Source organism: Pelagicoccus mobilis, from assembly GCF_016595505.1.
GTDB classification, from domain to species: Bacteria; Verrucomicrobiota; Verrucomicrobiia; order Opitutales; family Opitutaceae; genus Pelagicoccus; species Pelagicoccus mobilis.
In genome coordinates, this window is sequence record NZ_JAENIL010000040.1 from 59,853 (window position 1) to 77,921 (window position 18,069).

14 protein-coding genes are annotated in these 18,069 nt (G+C 54.7%); 10 read left to right on the top strand and 4 right to left on the bottom strand.

What is annotated here, in order from left to right:
- From JIN87_RS19525 to JIN87_RS19555, 7 genes are all read left to right on the top strand, one after another.
- The gene (locus tag JIN87_RS19525; RefSeq protein ID WP_200357296.1) at positions 1–1,128 is read left to right on the top strand and encodes a Gfo/Idh/MocA family protein; all 1,128 of its coding nucleotides are present in this window, start codon (positions 1–3) and stop codon (positions 1,126–1,128) included.
- 115 nt (positions 1,129–1,243) lie between these two features.
- Positions 1,244–2,506 carry a hypothetical protein gene (locus tag JIN87_RS19530; RefSeq protein ID WP_200357297.1) on the top strand — a complete coding sequence of 421 codons (1,263 nt, stop codon included), beginning with the start codon at positions 1,244–1,246 and terminating at the stop codon, positions 2,504–2,506.
- A 25-nt stretch (positions 2,507–2,531) separates the two neighbouring features.
- Complete coding sequence (locus tag JIN87_RS19535) at positions 2,532–3,503, top strand: zinc-dependent alcohol dehydrogenase (protein ID WP_200357298.1); 972 nt, start codon at positions 2,532–2,534, stop codon at positions 3,501–3,503.
- Positions 3,504–3,542: 39 nt separating this feature from the next.
- A complete protein-coding gene (locus JIN87_RS19540) occupies positions 3,543–5,471 on the top strand; it encodes a glycoside hydrolase family 97 protein (RefSeq protein WP_200357299.1) in 1,929 nt (642 codons plus the stop codon).
- A gap of 139 nt (positions 5,472–5,610) precedes the next feature.
- A complete protein-coding gene (locus JIN87_RS19545; protein WP_200357300.1) occupies positions 5,611–8,001 on the top strand; it encodes a family 78 glycoside hydrolase catalytic domain in 2,391 nt (796 codons plus the stop codon).
- A gap of 251 nt (positions 8,002–8,252) precedes the next feature.
- Entirely contained in the window at positions 8,253–9,299 is a 1,047-nt protein-coding gene (locus JIN87_RS19550) for an SGNH/GDSL hydrolase family protein (RefSeq protein WP_200357301.1), read from the top strand.
- 129 nt (positions 9,300–9,428) lie between these two features.
- Complete coding sequence (locus JIN87_RS19555) at positions 9,429–10,193, top strand: PaaX family transcriptional regulator C-terminal domain-containing protein (protein WP_200357302.1); 765 nt, start codon at positions 9,429–9,431, stop codon at positions 10,191–10,193.
- A gap of 102 nt (positions 10,194–10,295) precedes the next feature.
- On the opposite strand, the gene JIN87_RS19560 is transcribed toward JIN87_RS19555, so the two are convergent.
- A complete protein-coding gene (locus tag JIN87_RS19560) occupies positions 10,296–10,865 on the bottom strand; it encodes a GNAT family N-acetyltransferase (RefSeq protein WP_200357303.1) in 570 nt (189 codons plus the stop codon).
- Positions 10,866–11,097: 232 nt separating this feature from the next.
- Between JIN87_RS19560 and JIN87_RS19565 the strand changes: the two genes are divergently transcribed.
- A complete protein-coding gene (locus tag JIN87_RS19565) occupies positions 11,098–12,201 on the top strand; it encodes a LamG domain-containing protein (RefSeq protein WP_200357304.1) in 1,104 nt (367 codons plus the stop codon).
- A 100-nt stretch (positions 12,202–12,301) separates the two neighbouring features.
- Here the strand turns inward: JIN87_RS19565 and JIN87_RS19570 are convergent, their stop codons facing one another.
- Positions 12,302–13,321, bottom strand: coding sequence for a uroporphyrinogen decarboxylase family protein (locus JIN87_RS19570; RefSeq protein WP_200357305.1), 1,020 nt, complete (start codon positions 13,319–13,321; stop codon positions 12,302–12,304).
- Positions 13,322–13,579: 258 nt separating this feature from the next.
- Between JIN87_RS19570 and JIN87_RS19575 the strand changes: the two genes are divergently transcribed.
- Positions 13,580–14,464: a helix-turn-helix domain-containing protein gene (locus tag JIN87_RS19575; protein ID WP_200357306.1), complete on the top strand. Its 885-nt coding sequence runs from the start codon at positions 13,580–13,582 to the stop codon at positions 14,462–14,464.
- A gap of 9 nt (positions 14,465–14,473) precedes the next feature.
- Here JIN87_RS19575 and JIN87_RS19580 read toward each other — a convergent pair whose 3' ends face one another.
- Positions 14,474–14,980: a hypothetical protein gene (locus tag JIN87_RS19580; RefSeq protein ID WP_200357307.1), complete on the bottom strand. Its 507-nt coding sequence runs from the start codon at positions 14,978–14,980 to the stop codon at positions 14,474–14,476.
- 179 nt (positions 14,981–15,159) lie between these two features.
- Between JIN87_RS19580 and JIN87_RS19585 the strand changes: the two genes are divergently transcribed.
- The gene (locus tag JIN87_RS19585; RefSeq protein WP_200357308.1) at positions 15,160–16,485 is read left to right on the top strand and encodes a glycoside hydrolase family 28 protein; all 1,326 of its coding nucleotides are present in this window, start codon (positions 15,160–15,162) and stop codon (positions 16,483–16,485) included.
- A gap of 181 nt (positions 16,486–16,666) precedes the next feature.
- On the opposite strand, the gene JIN87_RS19590 is transcribed toward JIN87_RS19585, so the two are convergent.
- A complete protein-coding gene (locus JIN87_RS19590; protein ID WP_200357309.1) occupies positions 16,667–17,743 on the bottom strand; it encodes an SRPBCC family protein in 1,077 nt (358 codons plus the stop codon).
- Positions 17,744–18,069 lie beyond the last annotated feature (326 nt).

Genomic DNA, 18,069 nt, shown 5'->3' on the forward strand with positions numbered 1-18,069 from the left:
ATGAGCCAAAAACTAAGAATCGCCCTCGCCGGTCTCGGTTTCGGAGCCGAGTTTATTCCCATCTACCAAGCCCATCCCGACGTTGAGCTAGTAGCCGTTTGCCAACGTAACCCGGAGTCGCTGGAAAACATCCGCGAGAGCTTTAGTATCCCCAAAGCGTATACATCCTACGACGAGCTACTCGCGGATCCGGAAATCGACGCCGTCCACATCAACACCCCAATCCCCGACCACGCCGAACAGAGTATCGCAGCACTCAAGGCGGGCAAACACGTCGCTTGCACCGTGCCCATGGCGACCTCCATCGAAGATTGCGAGCGTATCGTCAAACTCGTCGAGGAGACGGGGCTCAAGTACATGATGATGGAAACGGTGGTCTACTCCCGCGAATACCTTCACCTCAAACACCTTCGCGATTCCGGCGAACTCGGAAAACTCCAACACCTGCAAGCGAGTCACCAACAAGACATGGATGGCTGGCCCAACTACTGGCCTGGACTTCCTCCCATGTGGTACGCCACCCACTGCGTCGGCCCAATTCTCGCCCTCGCCGACTCTACGGCGGAATATGCCTCCTGCTTCGGCTCCGGCAGAATTCGAGACGAGCTCGTCAACCAATACGGCTCTCCCTTCGCCATCGAAAGCGCCCACATCAAAGTAGCCAATAGCGACCTCTCCGCCCGCGTTATCCGTTCTCTTTTCGACACCGCTCGCCAATACCGCGAAAGCATCGATGTCTACGGCTCCAAGCAGTCGTTCGAGTGGTCCCTCATCGAAGGCAAAGCTCACGTCCTCCACACCGCTAAACGTCCCGAGCCAGAGATTCCCAGCGAGATCGAAGTACCGGACTACGCTCATCTCCTTCCGGAAGAGATACAACCCTTCACGCAAAAAGGCGTCTACGATCTGGAGGAGAGCAGCCACCTCAGCTTCACCCAAGGCGGCGGCCACGGAGGTTCCCATCCACATCTCGCTCACGAGTTTGTATCCGCAATTTTAGAACAGCGAGATCCTTTCCCCAACGCGGTGCAATCCGCCAACTGGACCTGCACCGGTCTCTGCTCACACGAATCCGCCCTCCAAGGCGGAAAAATCGTCAAGCTCCCAGCGTTCACCCAAACCCCTTAACAAAGAGGCCCTGCTCCCGACCGTCTTCGACAACGATCGGAGACGGTTACCCCACTTCCTTAAACACAAACTCACTTTGTGTCCTCGTTCTTTACACCCAGTGATCATTCATACCGTGAGATCAAAACGCCTCCTCTTCGTCACCCTCCCTGTCATCTGGACGAACACCGCTCTGGCACAGCCAGTCCCTGGCGACGTTTTCAAAGACCACCATTGGCTGCCCGAAATGGTTCACCACGAAGCAGGCCGCTTCCTGCGTATCGGCGGGAGACTCGACTATAAAATCAACGAAGGGCATTTCCCTGCCGATCGTCACATAGATGGATACATTCCCCTCCACACCTACGTTTCCCTGAAAGACGCCATTCGAGCCGAACTACTTGTAGAAAAGATCGGTTCACACGAAGACACCAAAAATCTCCGCGTCTCCTTCAACGGCCACCCCTTTCACCTGGTCCCAGAGGCTGAAGGTATCCCAGCCCCCGAGGCGGACTACATGCACCACACGAACCCAATTGTAGCCATACCACTCGACCAACTAACCGAAGGGACAAGCAATACGTTCAAATTCGAAGTAGACCCCGAGCAACGCTGGGACTGGCCTCAAAACCTAGTCTACGCCACCACACTGCGCATCTACTACAATCGCGACGACGATAAGTCACTACGCCCTCGCATCTCATCCCTCAAAGATGGTGATACCCTCGCTGACACGACTCCACTTGCGATCGATCAAGCCGGCGGCAACATACGTCACATCGACTACATCGCGTACTCCGACGACGTCAACTGGGAGGGAGATGGATTGTATCAGCGTTGGCACTACTTCTATTTTCGCGGACGTATTATACATCACATTGGTCGCTCTGCCGACTATCCTTACGAAGTGATTTGGGATACCTCTTGGATGCCAGATCAAGACTCAGGCATTAAGGTAGTCGCTCTCATCACCGACAACCAAGGCGTCACTACTATGACCGAAGCCATCGAGGACCTCCGCCTCGACCGCAATTATTCCGTCGAGCTCTGCAAACCCTACAATCAACCGAAAAACTGGGTGACCCGCGAGGACGAGTTCTCCGCCAATTTCGACCTGAACACCTCGCCCGATACCATCACCGCCGCTCGTCTGCTGTGGACTAGCTGGAGTCCGTGCTATGCCAATGGCATCTACCTCAACGGGCAGCTTGTATCCGAAGAAACCGGCCCCTGCTACGAATACATGGCTCACAACGTCAGTCTCTACGATTTCGACATCTTCAAAGTAGGTCAGAACACAATCACCACCGGCAAAGAACCTCTACACGACGGCAATATGGTACACGGCATGGAAGTCCAATGGCCGGGCGTCATGGTCCTCGTCCGTTCGGAAAAATAGCCTAACTCCCCCAAACCCCAGCAAAGTGAAAACAAACCACACCCTACGCTACCTCGACGACGGTTCCATCGAACTGTACGAACAAGAGATGCCACCTCCCGGTCCCGGCGAGGTTCAAGTTGAAGGAGGATACTGCGGAATCTGCAGTTGGGACATCGCCACCGCGAAGTACGGAAAGGACGCGCCTGTCATGGCCCCACCAGGACACGAAGGCATGGCAACCATCACCGTAGTTGGCGAAGGCGTCACCCAATACCAGCCAGGCCAAAAGATCGCCTGTGGCGACAAAAGCGCGGCTCCACACGCCGGAGCTTTCTCAACCTGTCGCAACATCAAGGTCGAGGATGTCTACCCTCTGCCTGAAGTGTCCTTTCCCGATCAGGAGTGGTTGGTTGAGCCAGTCTCCTGCGTCGTCACCGGACTCGATCACAGCAAAATCAAAGTCGCGGATAAAGTCATCGTGCTTGGCTGCGGTTTCATGGGGCTTCTCTTCCTTCAAGGTCTCAAAAAATCCGTCGCCACCGAAATCATCGCTCTCGATATCTCAGAAAATCGTCTCGCAAAGGCGCAAGAGCTCGGCATCAGCGAAACTCATCTTCTAGGAACTGCGGACCAGGAGTCGCTCATCAAGGCCCTTTACGAGCGTTCAATCGACCTCGTGATCGACACCACCGGAGTTGCTCAAGGCTTCGACACCGCTTGCCAAATCGTTAAAATAAACGGGCTGGTTAACCACTTCGGTTGGGTGAAGTCTACGCACTCCACGGTCGACCTCTCCCAAATCCATTTCAAAGGTATCCAGATCTGCAGCACTCCACCCGCTGCCCAAATCAGAGATCCCTTTCCACCTGCCATCGAAGCCATCAAGCATGGAATTTTCGAACTCGAACCCCTCATCACAGACTGCGTATCACTCAGCGAGTATCCTGCTCTCATGAAACGTATTCTCGCCGGTGATACGAACTATATCAAAGGAGTCGTAAAGCTTGAGGTGTAACGGTATTCGTTCTACTCTCCATCGAATCTTTCACTCCCCATGAAATCGATAGCCCTAAGCCTCGCGTTCGCGTCTGCTTTCCTCGCAAACGCAGCTACCACCCTCACTTCGCCCGACGGCAATATAACTCTTTCAGTAGAGCACGAAAAGGGACTTTCCTTCTCCCTCGCCACCCAGAGCGAAACTCTCATCCATGAGGCCACTCCGCGCCTAACAATCTCGGGCGACAGTCCCTTCGACGGAAAAAGCACAGCCGCCCGCAACCATTCCCATCAAGGACTAGTCACACCTCCGCTCCCGCTCAAGAACTCTCAAATCGCGGATAGTTATAACGCACTAACACTGGAATTCGGAAATGAATTCTCCGTCGAGTTCCGTGCCTTCGACGATGGCGTCGCCTACCGCTTCCTCGGCAAACGCAACGCCGAATCGGAAATCAACGAAAGCCTCAGCTACACCTTCACAGGCGACAACAAACTCTGGACTTCCGTCATCGAGGGCTACACCGACAGCTTTGAAGTGCCGTACACGGAGGCCACGATTTCCGAGTTCGGCCAATATGAGCACAGCTACCTGCCTCTCCTCGCTGCCACAGCAAAAGGCACTAAACTGCTCTTCACCGACGCGGACATCTACGACTACCCCCACATGTTCCTCAAAAAAGGAAAACGCAAAAACCAGCTCATCGCTTCCTTCCCCCCCTACCCACTCGAAACCGAACTCGTCGGAGACCGCGGCAGTAAAATCACCAAAGCCGCCAAATACATAGCTAAAACCAACGCCAATCGCAGTTTCCCGTGGCGCGTTATTACCGTTGCTGAAGAGGACGCTACGCTCATCGAATCCGAGCTCGTGTATCTACTTTCTCGTGACGGCCAAAACACCGACACCTCCTGGATCGAACCAGGCAAAGTGGCTTGGGATTGGTGGAATGCCATGAACCTCTACGACGTCGATTTCAAAACAGGACTCAATACCGAGACCTGGAACTACTACATCGATTTCGCCGCCGAGCATGGCATCGAATACGTGATTCTAGACGAAGGTTGGTCAATCACCACCACAGATCTCACTCGCTCCGCCGAAGACCTCGATCTCGAAGCCCTTATGGCTCACGCCAAGGCAAAAGACGTCAAGATCATCCTCTGGACCACCTGGCGAGCCTTGGAAGCGAACTGGGACATCCTCGACCAATTCAAAGCCTGGGGTGCCTCCGGCATCAAAGTCGACTTCATGGACCGCATGGATCAGTGGATGGTAAACTTCTACGAAAAAGCAGCCCGCGAAACCTACGACCGCCAGCTACTGATCGACTTCCACGGCGCCTTCAAGCCGACCGGTCTCCGCCGCCAATACCCCAACGTCATTTCCTACGAAGGCGTCACCGGACTCGAGCAAAGCAAATGGTCCAAGAAAAACACCCCCTCGCTCAACGCCACCATTCCCTTCATCCGCATGGTCTGCGGTCCCATGGACTACACACCCGGAGCGATGCGCAATTTCCTCTCCACCGAGTTTGAATCCAACTTCTACCGCCCTGCCAGCCAAGGCACACGCTGTCACCAAGTCGCCCTCTTCGTGCTCTACGAGAGTGCCCTACAAATGATGGCCGACAGCCCCAGCAACTACATGCGGGAAGCTGAAACCACCGAGTTCCTAGCCAAAATCCCTACCACCTGGCACGAGCTAAAAGTCATCGACGCCCACATCGGCGAGACGCTCGCCCTCGCTCGTCGCCACGAGGACACCTGGTACGTCGCCGGCATCACCAATGAAGACGCCCGAGAGGTGGAGGTCGACTTCTCCTTCCTTGGTCAAGGCACATTCACCGCCACCATAATGGAAGACGGTATCAACGCCGCCACCTTCGCCGAAGACTACCAAAAACGCCAAATCCAAGTCACCGCGAACGACACTCTCACCCTAAAAATGTCCGCCGAAGGCGGCTTCGCCATCCGCATCGATTGAAGGTAGCGACCGCTGCATGCCACGCCGTAGCCCAAAGGGCGAAGGCGGGTCCCGCACAACCCGACCAAATCCCCCAACGTGGGAAGCGGCCTTGTGCCGCGATCAACAACCCGACCAAATCCGCCCTCCCCCTTCTCCAATGCACAAGCTCCTCACCCTCACTACCCTAGCAACCCTCACCCTCCTCAGCCCCCAAATGCACTCCGAGACCGACCGCCCCTTTGTCACCAAAGTCGCCGACTTCAAATCGGAAGTCATAGCAGACTGGATACAGGCAACCGAAACGGATGAGAGCCAATACAGCGTGCAGTTCTTCCGTAAATCGTTCGAGCTGCCCCACAAACCCGACTCCTTCACTGTCCACGTCTCCGCCGACCCACGCTACAAACTCTACATCAACGACCAGTTTGTGACCATCGGCCCTGCTGTTAACGATCTCGAAAACTGGAACTACGAATCCATCGACATCGCATCGTTTCTCCAAGCAGGCAAGAACGTCATCGCTGCTGAAGTTCGACACCCCGGTCCGGATCGCCCCACTCGAGAGCTCTCCTTCAAAACCGGTTTCCTCCTCACCACCGATTCCCAAACCACCCCGCTCGTCAAAACCGACGACACCTGGAAAACCCTCCGCTCCGATGCGTATTCAGGAATCAGCCACACCGACAAATCCGTAGGCGGCGGATATATCGCCGGCCCCACCGACTCCTTCCAAGCCGCCAACTACCCCTGGGGCTGGCGCCAGACCGACTTCGACGACTCCGTCTGGCCAAACGCCACCTCCATCGGCAAAGGCAGCCACGGCCGCCTCGACACCTGGCTCGGCACCCCCTGGTACCTCGAAGCCCGCTCCGTTCCGCTTCCCACCCAATTCGACGACACCCAACTCCTCGTCCGCCGCATCAGCGGTCCCATCAAACTCGCCACGGAACAAGCCCCCCAGTGGCCGCTCACCATTCCCGCCAACAGCGAAGCCACCCTCCTCCTCGACCGCGGAGAAATCACAATGGGATACCCAGAACTCGCCTTCTCCGCCGGCACGGGCTCCGAGATCCAGATCAATTACCAAGAAGCCCTCTTCGACAAAAACGGCCGCAAAGGCAACCGCGACGAAATCGAGGGCAAGCACATGAAAGGTTACTACGACCTAGTGTATCCAGATGGTGAGTCCCACCGCACTTTCGAACCCCAGTGGATCCGCGTTTTCCGCTATCTCCAAGTCAAAGTCAAAACTGCCGACGAACCGCTTACTATCGACTCCCTAAAACACACCTTCATCGGCTACCCTCTCGAGCAAAAAGGATCCTTCACCAGCAGCGACCCCACGCACGCCCCCATCCTTGACGCCTCCTGGCGCACTCTCCGCCTCTGTGCTCTGGAAACCTACATGGACTGCCCCTACTACGAGCAAGTCCAGTACATCGGCGATACGCGTATCCAATCTCTCATTTCACTCAACATGGCCGGCGACGACCGACTCATGCGCAACGCCATCGAGCAATTCCACGGTTCCCGCCAATTCAACGGACTCACCAAAAGCGCTCACCCCACCGGCGGCGTGCAGATCATCCCGCCCTTCGCCCTGCTCTACATCGCCATGGTGCACGACTACTTCCAGTTCCGCGAAGATCCTGAGTTTCTTGAAGAGCTCCTCCCCGGCATCCGCTTCACCCTCGCCTGGTTCCAAAACCGCATCGGCAGCGACGGCCTCATGGGCCCCTTGCCCTACTGGAATCACGTCGACGGCGGAGCCGAACACTTCAACGTCGGCTCCCCTCCCGGGGCCTCCCAAGGCGGCTCTATCCACCTAACCCTCCTCCTCGCCTACTCGCTCAACCAGACCGCCGACCTCTTCCGCATAGCAGGCGACACCCACACAGCCAACCTCTTCCAACAACAAGCCGCCGACCTCAACGCCGCCGCTGTTGAGCACGGATTCAACGAAGAACGCGGCCTGTTTGCCGAAACCAAAGATCACCGACTCTTCAGCCAACACACCAACGCCTTCGCCATCCTCTCCGGTGCCGTAGTTTCCGAGCAAGCCTCCCAAATCGCCCTCAAAGTCCACCAAGACGAGTCCCTCATCCAAGGCACCCTCTACTTCCAGTTCTACATCTTCGAAGCCTACTACCAAGCCGGCCGCGGCGAGCTCATCCTGGAGAACACCGGACGCTGGGTACACATGCTCGATCACGGGCTCACCACCTTCCCCGAACACCACATCGAGAGCCGCTCCGATGCCCACGCCTGGGCTTCCCACCCCCTCTACCACTTCACCTCCAGCATAGCCGGTATCCGCCCCGGCGATACAGGATACAAAACTGTCCGGATATCACCAGCCCTCGGCCAGTTAACCGAAACCAAGACCGAAGTTTGCCACCCCCTCGGAATGATCCAAGTTAGCTACCATCAAAACAAAAACGGCAAAACCACCGCCCAAATCACCCTCCCCCCTAACCTCCACGGCGAATTCACCCACAACAACAAAACCACCCCCCTCACCCCCGGCCCCCAAACCATCAGATTCTAAACATCCGTGGGAAGCGACCTTGTGTCGCGATAACAATGCAGGATCAAAAAGAAACACCTGCAAAAACACAGATTCTCCCCATCGCCTCTCCACAAGATCCATCAAATCCTATCTGTGCAATCTGTGGTTAAAAAAAACAATGCAGGATCATCAGTGTACCGAGCCCCAACGGGGCGACAGCAAAGCGAAAAACAAATCAGTGTCATCAGTGGTTTAAAAAACACTGCAGGATAAAAAACTCTCCCCCCACAATGAAACTCCCCCTCCTCCTCGCCCTCCTACTCTCTACCACCCTAACGCTCGCCTCCCCCATCCCAGGAGACTCTCCCCTCATCTCCGTCGAAGGCCGCTACCAATCCCTGGATACAGAAAACGTCACCCGCCTAGGCTTCCCAGGCACCACCCTCCACCTCCGTTTCACAGGCCAGAAAGCCATCTTCCACTACGAAGCCTCCAGCGAGCAGGTCCTCGTCGACATCCAACTCAACGACACCCCCTACCAACGCCACCAACTCACCAAAGGAACCGCCACCCTCGAACTCACCGCCCCCCCCACCACCACCGCCCACGAACTCCGCATCGTCCTCCGCACCGAAGGCTACCAAGGCACCCTCAAAGCCCTCTCCTTCGAAGCCCCCGACGGCGAAATCATCCAAGGCCCGCCCCTTCCCAAGAAAAAACTCCTCTTCATCGGCGACTCCATCACCGCCGGTGCCGCTACCGATTACCGCAAAGACGACCCAAAATCCGGATTCCTCCCCTCAAACGGCCGCTACTCCTACGGCTACCAACTGTCACGTATCCTGGATACGCAATGTCATCTCGTCGCATTCGGCGGTAAAGGCCTCGTCCGCGACTGGCAAGGCATGCGCTCCGAACCCACCGCCCCCAACTACTACGAGCAAAGTCTCCCCAATGATCCCTCAACAGTCTGGGACAACAGCCAATACATACCCGACGCCGTATTCATTTGTCTCGGACAAAATGACTTCAACAAAGGTATCCCCGACGAAGAAGACTGGACCGCCGCCTACATCGCATTCATTCGCAAAATCTCCCGCGACGCCCCAAACGCCCCCTTCTTTCTCCTCGAATCCCCAATGTACGGCCCCGACAATATCAAACGCCTCGTCGCCCGCCGCTACCTAAACCGCGTCAAAGACGCGCTACCCAACATCCAGATCCACCTCATCCAAACCGCGTACCTCCCTGGCCCCACCAACGCCCACCCCGACAAGGACGGACAAAAGCAAATCGCAGAACACCTCGCCCCCCTCGTACGAGAAACCCTCCAATAGCCCCTCCTGCCCCCTCGTCCTCTCCCCCTAAACACCGTCCCCTACCGCCCAAAGTGCGTAGGCACCCCCATCCATTGAAATCTATTTTGCAACCTTACAAAATAAATTTCAAAAACGACGCTACCCCACATGCGTCTAGGCTGGAGAACAAAAGCAATCCTCGAATCCCTGCTCATCGGAACTGTCGACACCCTCGAGATGATCACGCACCTGAGAAGCAGTCGCCCTCACTACGCTGGCTACTCCAGCGATTCCGAAGCCCGACGGCATCTTCTGAGGCTCGAGCGAGAGGGGCTCATCCAGATCGAGCGGCGAAACGCCCAGAGCGAATGGATCGCTCGCTTGACTCAGCAAGGCAGAGAAGCCGTTTGCGACGCGATCGACCCTGAAACGGAATGGGCCGCCCCATGGGAGGGAACCTGGTCCACCATCACCTTCGACATTCCAGCTTGCCAGCGTAACAAACGCACTGAGCTAGACCTATGGCTAAAAAAGCGGCGCTTCGGTCACATGCAAGGCAGCGTTTGGGTCAGTCATCGCACCAATCCTGATATCCTTGAGGATCTTCGAAACCTCAAGGTAAGCCTCAGCTCCCTCGCTATTTTCCAAGGTTATATCGTCTCGGCTCTATCCGACGCGGAACTCGCCCGCAAGGTCTGGAACTTCGACCAAATCAACGCCAATTACCGGAAGTATCTGGACCACCTCAACTCCCGATCAAGCGACCATGATTCCCCCACGAATAAGCGATGGTTCCAAGTCGAAAGCCAGCTTTGGAAAACAGCCTTCGAAGCCGACCCATTCCTAACTGAACACCTCCTTCCTTCCCCATACCTCGGTAAAACAGCATTCGCCCGACGCAAGACCCTGTTCGCGAACGCAAGCAAACAGTGACTCCCCAAGCACCCACCCGAAGTAGACGGCCACTCCCGCTGCACTTTTCTTGAAATCTATTTTGCAACGTTACAAAATAGATTTCAAAGCACCACCACCGCTCTATCGATCCTCTATAGTGTCGACCAGGTCGGGACAATCAATCGTCTCAGCGACTTTCCGCCAGCGGGCAATCTGGTTTTCGTGCACGACCTTTGGCTTGAACCCTAAACGGGCGTAGGTCTTCAGCGCGGGAGTGCGAAAATCATCCGTTTTCAAGTAACAGGCACTACAGCCCCGATCCCTAAAGTCGTGCAACACCGCTAGACACACCCAATATCCCAACCGCTTGCCCTCGTAACCATCGGCAAGTCCGACGTAGTGCACATACCCTATTTCGTCGTCGCCATAGGCTGCGGCAGTCGCGCAAACGACTTCGTTTTCATCTTCGATGAAATAGATGCGCTCGAGCCGAGCTCCCGCGTATTGCACCATGTTCTCCTCGAAGTACTCAATCGTACGCTGCCCTCCAAACGCTTGCCCTATCACGCGACACCAAGCGGCTTCGTCCCCCTCTCGAAAACGTCGTAAACGAAAACGATCAGGCAGTTCGATCTCCGGCAATCCCTCGAACCCCTCTCGCAGCATTTCAAGCAGTGGCTCCAATGCCTGCATACTCTCACTCTTTTCCATCGTATCCAGCTGTTAAACACCGCAAGGTCCTCCCGATCAATCTCGATCCCAGCCTACTTAACGAATTTATAGATCTTCGTTTGGCCAGAACAGCAGGGCTATCGCGCTCTAGTTCCCAGAGTTCCTTCTAGACCAACAGAACGGAGGAGCGTCCCCAATGCCTAAACCGGTTGTAATCAGAATGTAGATACACCCGGCACGCAACACTCGTATGCCCATGACTTGCCTCACAATGAATCCCAGAGTCCTTTTGATACTGCTCGCTTCCGCAACGATAAGCCAGGTAGCAATCGCCGAACAAAGAGTCCTTATCGAGGATGCTTTAATCTCTGGAACAGTCGGCATACTTGGCAACGGAGCCCACAGTGCCGACGGCTTCAAGCCAACAAGCAAGGATGGTCACATTCGCTACGAACCGCGCTACTGGCCAGCTTGGGCTTCGCTCGAATTCGAGGTAAAAGGTATGCAATCGGACACTGGTAACGAGGACTGGGACCATGCCTTCCTTGGCATTTACGATGCAAGAGGCGTCGAAGTAGAGCCCGCACAATACTGGGGAAATTTCCGAGAAAACTACTACCGTTTCAACCTCCACTGGCGAGGAGACCGAAGGTTGATCAAGTGCGTCATCATTTCTGCTGAGGATACCGAAGAACGCCGCTCAGCTCCGATCGCTTACCATGGAGGGGACGACTCTCGCGACTGGTACAACGAGCCCAATGGACAAGCGGTCGACTGGGATCCAGACAAATGGTACCGATTCAGAATCGTTTGGAAGCCAACAGAAGTACGCGTAACCGTCGACAACAAGGAAATCTGGAAGTCCAGCATTCCCGAGACCAATCCATACCTGCCCGTTGAACCTCGCATCTGGCTCGGCTCTGCCCCTCGCAACGGAAACAAATACGCCAATCACTTCGAAAATATCGTGTACCGTAACTTCAAGCTCACCGACATGCAGTACGAAGCGCACGGCTTCGATCTTTGGACAGAAGAGCAAGGCTTAAGCGGAACGGACGCGGAAGTCGGAGCAGACCCAGATGGAAATCAGCTCACAAATCTGACAGAGTTCGCACTCGGCATAGAACACGGAAGTCACGACAGAACGAACCTTCCTCGTATGCGGTCGTCAGAAAACGGTGGATACGAACTGAGCTTCGTAAAGGGCCAAGAGGATACAGTGGTCGCATACGAACTCGTGAGCACTACCGATCTAGAATCAGGCGATTGGACTGTGATTTCCAGTACCTTGGCCGTGGATGGCGATCGCATGAAATTGCTCTTTTCCCAAGACAGAGAAACCCGATTCTACCGGCTAAGGTACAAGCTGAAATAGGGAGGAAGTTCGAGAGTCTCGCAATGCGCTTGCTCGCAATGCACCCAAATCAGTCCGTTTCCCTATTCCAACTGTATTGATACCTGAATACGAAACGGCCCTAAGCCTCCACTAACTGGCCCTTCGCTGCATTGATAAACTCGAGAATATTCTCCAAGGAGACATCGCTCTCAACCGAGTGGGATGGCGAAAAGATGTAGCCACCCGATCTGCCCATATCGATCAAACGTTCGCTTTCCTCACGCACCTCCTTCACTCCCTTGTAGGGCAGTGTTTGCTGGGTCGAAAGACCTCCCCAAAACGAAAGACGACCGAGATACTCCCGGTGGAGTTCGTGAATATCCATCACCTCTGGCTGGAATGGGTTGAAGCAATCAAGCCCGATATCGATCAGCTCTGGGAAGAGCTCATCCACGTCACCGCAGGAGTGTATGAATTGAAATTTCCCAGCCTTCTTCGTCTCCGCATACATGCGTTTGATCTGCGGGTAGACAAACTCCTTCCAATGCTCGTGCCCCATGATTAAGCCATGCTGTTGCCCCCAGTCGTCGCCAAAATAGACAGCGTCGAAATCGTACTTCATCGCTTCCTTCACCTGGGCGATATTGTAGTCGGTGATCTTTGTGAAGAGCTCGTGCACGAACTCGGGCTCATCGATCATATCCATCAGAAGCTCCTCCATGCTTCGCAAGGTCCACGCCCTCTCGTACAGTGAGAATCCCAACGTAAACAGGCGGAAGCGATCCGGGTACTTGGCGATCTGCGACTCGATGTCGGCGAAGAAGCGCGGATCCAAGGGGTCAGGAAAAACGTAATCGTCCAAATCCTCCGGCTCCATCAGCTGGTAAGAGGCCGGCATGCCAATGTCCTTGTCCTTGCTCCGATCCCAAACAACGCCAAACGCATCCTTGAACATGTCGTTGCCGAGCTCCTCAAAAAAACCGATCGGGCTTCCCAACTCTAGGATATGGCAGCCCGTATGCGCCATCAAATCGCCGGGCTCGCACCCATAGTGCTTACAAAGTTCCGCTTCCGGCTCCTCCGTAAACCGAAAAGACCACGGGGTATAAGGCGGCGTTTCCCCTCTTAGAACCGCTTTCACAACGTCTCGTTTATTCATGCTGTTACAATATCCACATTTTAGCCCCAAGCACCTGAGATAGCTCCCTCAATCAGATCAATATTCGATCAGTTTTTTGCATTAATCCCCTTAAACAGGGGCATTAGAGGACAATCTATGCACAAAGCTCCTCTTGAATCCGCTAGAAAAATCCGCCCAAGCACGTATGCTCAAAACTGATGCTTGAGCGTCGTCATAGACTCCAAGCGGCATGCTCGACACGCCGCATCAATTACCGAACACCCACCCTTTCAAGACATGATCAAGACCAAGTTGCCACATTACGAAATTGTCGACCGCGACCCGTTCAAGCAATTCACCTGTCGGGAGTTCTGGCTACCTGCATTCGAATCCCCCTACCACCAGCATCTGGAAATCGAGATCACCGGCATCACTGCAAGCGAAGGCTTCCTCCACGTCGGCGGGGAAGTCACGACCTTCAAACCGGGTGAGTGCTTTCTCCTCGGTCCCAAGCTTCCCCACAAATTCCACAACCCGCAACCAGGACAAAGTAAAGAAGACTGGGCACGCTCGCTCGTACTCCATTTTGAAGAAAGTTGCCTAGGCGAGGATTTCTTCCAACTACCCGAGCTTGAAAAAGCGAAAAACGTATTGGCAAACTCATCACGCGGTCTCCGCTTCTCAAAACAGAGTTCCAAAGCCGCCATTCGGATCCTCTGGGAACTCAACAAGTCAAGAGGCATCCATCGCTTAACGCTCTTCCTCGAGTTGCTGGAATGCTTAGCCAATGATGATGCCGCGGAATTTCTTACCCCAGTCACTCACCTCCCCTATACGACACATTCCACCAACCGGATAGACCGGGTCACCCGCTACGTCTACGATCATCTCGACTCAAAGATTACCCTTGAAGAGATCGCACGTATCTGCGACATGAATACTTCTTCATTCAGCCGCTTCTTCAAAGCCGCTACAGGTCGAACTCTCACCAGCTTCATTAGCGAGATCCGCTTTAGAGAAAGCTGCCGGCTTCTCAAGCAAACGGAACACAGCGTCACCGACATCGCCTTCGAATGCGGTTACGAGAGTCTTTCGACCTTCAACCGACAATTCAGACGCTTCTCAAACCTAAGCCCCCGCGACTACCGCAAAGACTCACTCAAGCAAGAACTCGTCTGCTGAACAGTCTCTCTAAGGTAGAAATCGCAGACGGTAAACAGAGTTCAGCAAGGGGTTTGCTTTCGATTCGAGACAGACTTCCATCACATCGCTATCGCTTTCCGGAAGACGGATCTTCAACACCGGGCCCTTAAGGTTCTTGTTCTCATCGACGCCTTCGTGATTCCATACTCCGAGATCCACACGCTCGTCTCCTAGTTTCAGATACGCACTCACTTCGTCCTCCGGCATTGCCTCGTAGCGATCGTTTAGCACCCACAGCTCCAACTCGAAATAATCGCTCGAATGCCACATGAACTGAGGCAAGCGAGCGCTAAGCAGCTGAGGCCTGCAGGACTCACCAACCGCGCCAAGAGACGGTTTCACATCCAGAGGCCACGCGATTAAGCTGTTATTCGCCGCCGCTGGCCAGGGTTCGTTATAGCACCAATTCAAGGCCATGGAGCAACGCGGCTTTTGCCGACGCGACTCTTCATAGATCGCCTTGTACCCCTCGGACTGAAGCCACTGACCACGCATAAACGAATTCAGATTCTGGCTCCTTGCGTAAAATGTGCCGCAAATGATCTAACCTGACACTCAGTCCCTCCGAAAAACGCTCACCCAATTGACCAAACGCCTAGTTTAACGCGATTAGTTCAACAACGCTCGCTGCCGGCTATACCCTCAAGACACAAAGATCTCCATTTTCCATACCCATGAGCAGCATCTTCGAAATAACCGCCACTCACACTGACAATACGGAAGCCCTCCAAGCCGCGATAAATCACGTCCGCGACCAAGGAGGCGGTCTCATTCGACTCCTACCAGGCGTTCACTGGAGCGGATCCCTCAGCCTTTGCTCAAACCTGAATCTCGAAATTCTTCCGGGAGCGACTCTCAAAGCGGTTGAAGTTCCTGACAAAATCCAGGCCTACCAATCATCCGTAATCAGTCGAATGGATACAGTCCCCTGGAAGGCGTTTCTGCACGCGGACTCACAGTCGAACATTAGGATATTCGGTGGTGGAACAATCGATGGCTCGGGGGACGCCGAATGTTATCTCGACGGAGTCGAAAACTCTCCCAACCGTCACTATGGTCTACACTTTGTAAACTGCAGAGATATTGAAGTTCAGAATCTCAGTCTAAGAAACTCTGCCTTCTGGATGCAGCGTTACTTCAACTGCGACGGAGTGAAGGTGCGATCACTCAATGTCTGGAATCATGCAAACAAGAACAACGACGGCATCGATATCGACTCTTCGCAAAACGTGATCGTCTCCGACTGTCACATTGACGCTTCCGACGATACGATTTGCCTGAAATCAGAGGGAGAGAATCCCTGCCGCAACGTCGTAGTTACAAACTGTATACTGGCAACTCACGCCTCGGCTATAAAAACCGGCACTGGTTCCGTGGGCGGATTCGAGAACATCACCATTTCGAACATCGTGATTCGTCGTTCCCAATCGACAGTCATGAAGCACCCGCTTGAGGCCTGGGGGGGACTCACTGGTCTCGACCTAGCCACGACAGATGGCGGAGCATTCAGAAACGTCGTGATCAGCAACATCACTATGGAAGGTCTCCGCAACCCGATCCTCGTTCGCCTCGGCAATCGCCTCTCAGGCAACGTTGCCCACCAAGGGTACGCTGGAGTTGGCGACGATCTGCAAGGAGTCAAAAACGACGGAAACGGAGCTCAAATATCTGGCACGCCCCGGTACGAAGATCTCATCATAGCCAATGTGATCGCCCGCAATGTCGGCCCATGGCCAGTCATCGTCGCCGGCCACGAAGGTGCTCCCGTTAAGCGGGTCACACTCCGCGACATCACGATTCACATGGGTGCAGCGGGTACCCAGGAGGACCTAGATACTGAGCCAAACTGGATCGCAGATGGCTACCCCGGTTATGGCATGTTTGGCACGCACTTGCCCGCATACGGACTCGTATCCGCATTCACCGAAGATCTGGTGGTTGAGAACTTCAATTCCTTCCCAGCCAAAGGCGAAATCCGCCCCGAACGCTATCAGAGGTAGGGTGTCGCCAAGTCGGTACGGGCCCCACTCCTACAGGAGGGCAACGCTCCGTCGTTGCCGTTGAGCCTACCCCAACTGACCGAATCACGTCAGGTCGGCTTCGGCATTAGGTCCGTCAAACCCTTCGTTCGTGTAACGAACCCTACGTCGAGCAGAGCGAAGACATGTTACCCTCCTTCCCCTACCGACTCTCAGCTCCGGGCAAGCCAAGGGCCTCCACCGGCAGAACCAGCACATCGCCGAAGGTCACGTCTGTATGATGAGCAAGGATACAGGTACTGCCTGATTGTATGCCGCTAATGGGCTTGATTGCCCGAAAGTCCCAGTGCTCTGGTTCCTCCTCATTCGCGTCCCACAGCTTCACGCTGAAAAGCGTCGAACCATCTTCCAATGACTCGACACGATGAGCCATGCAATACCACGTTTCCGGTTCAATCACTCGATAGCCTTCTTGGCTTTGCTCCGCATAAAACTGAGCCCCGTCAAAGACGCGCCAACGAGCCCCCCTGTACCCTTCCTTAAACCTAAACTCTGAAGTCGCACCAAGCGGATACCACTTTCGATTCGGCTGCAATTCGTCAACATCGTGCCCGGGCCAACGCGTTGCGATCGCCACGTGGATAACGTCAAAAGTCGGCGGACCTTCCTCAGGTTTTCTGTATCCGTGAAATTTCACAGAGGTGCGAACCTCGTAGTTCGTCCAGCTCTCATCCCCAAAACACAAGATTCGGTCATAATAGGGATCCATCGACCTCAAGCCCTCTTCCGTAAGCTCCCAGCGCCCATCCACGACCTCTACAACGTCACCAATACTGGATACGTTCTCCCACTGAATCTCATACGGCAAAGGCCAGCTCTTTCCTGCCGTGTAGGTAAACTCAAGAATCCTCTCCGCAACGACGCCACCCGGTCCTTCCACAAACACCCTCACTCGATTCACGCCCTCTCTCAGCAACGCTCGATCGAGCTCCAAATTGAAGTCCCCGACGTTCGCCAAGCGATGCAAGTCCCCGCCAAGGGTGAGCATTCGTGCCTCTCCTTCCTCGTTGAGGAAGAAACCCGCCTCCAAGGTTTCCAAAGCCTCTGCCTTAATGGATCCCAACAAGTTGATTTGACGCTGAGGGTTTCCCAGATGCCCAAAGGACTGGTTCTCGCCATACCAGAACTCGACCTCGGGCGTTCCGAACTCGGAGCCTTCCGCGCCTGTCAAAGCCCGCAAGACAATCCACCAAAAGACGACTAGAGATTTCGAGATCATACGAGTGCCCAATATATAAAAGAAACTCCGGGACACAACCCAACTGGTCCCGGAGTTCTATGTACAGTGCCCGCTACCGAAGGGCGTGTCTTCAAATGAGCTCAAAGCTGGCAGGAACCCATTTTTCGAAGAACAAGGCGGCCAAATGGCGGCTGGGCCAAGGCCCTGTCCCATTTGGCTAACGCAGTTCCTCGAAAAATGGGACCTGTCGCGAAGCGATTCGGCCCAAAGCGAAGGTCGCGGCGTCCGCCAAAGCCATCCGACACTTGTGTCGCAAGGCTTTGGCAGCCTTGCGCTGCTTCGATTTGGGCTCGAACCAGCAAAGA

Bases quoted from the DNA above. Each gene is read 5' to 3' on its own strand.
- JIN87_RS19525 (WP_200357296.1), top strand. From the start codon at position 1: ATGAGCCAAAAACTAAGAATCGCCCTCGCCGGTCTCGGTTTCGGAGCC.
- JIN87_RS19570 (WP_200357305.1), bottom strand. From the start codon at position 13,321: ATGAATAAACGAGACGTTGTGAAAGCGGTTCTAAGAGGGGAAACGCCG.
- JIN87_RS19585 (WP_200357308.1), top strand. From the start codon at position 15,160: ATGAGCAGCATCTTCGAAATAACCGCCACTCACACTGACAATACGGAA.
- JIN87_RS19575 (WP_200357306.1), top strand. From the start codon at position 13,580: ATGATCAAGACCAAGTTGCCACATTACGAAATTGTCGACCGCGACCCG.
- JIN87_RS19590 (WP_200357309.1), bottom strand. From the start codon at position 17,743: ATGATCTCGAAATCTCTAGTCGTCTTTTGGTGGATTGTCTTGCGGGCT.
- JIN87_RS19555 (WP_200357302.1), top strand. From the start codon at position 9,429: ATGCGTCTAGGCTGGAGAACAAAAGCAATCCTCGAATCCCTGCTCATC.
- JIN87_RS19565 (WP_200357304.1), top strand. From the start codon at position 11,098: ATGAATCCCAGAGTCCTTTTGATACTGCTCGCTTCCGCAACGATAAGC.
- JIN87_RS19560 (WP_200357303.1), bottom strand. From the start codon at position 10,865: ATGGAAAAGAGTGAGAGTATGCAGGCATTGGAGCCACTGCTTGAAATG.
- JIN87_RS19545 (WP_200357300.1), top strand. From the start codon at position 5,611: ATGCACAAGCTCCTCACCCTCACTACCCTAGCAACCCTCACCCTCCTC.
- JIN87_RS19540 (WP_200357299.1), top strand. From the start codon at position 3,543: ATGAAATCGATAGCCCTAAGCCTCGCGTTCGCGTCTGCTTTCCTCGCA.
- JIN87_RS19550 (WP_200357301.1), top strand. From the start codon at position 8,253: ATGAAACTCCCCCTCCTCCTCGCCCTCCTACTCTCTACCACCCTAACG.
- JIN87_RS19580 (WP_200357307.1), bottom strand. From the start codon at position 14,980: ATGCGTGGTCAGTGGCTTCAGTCCGAGGGGTACAAGGCGATCTATGAA.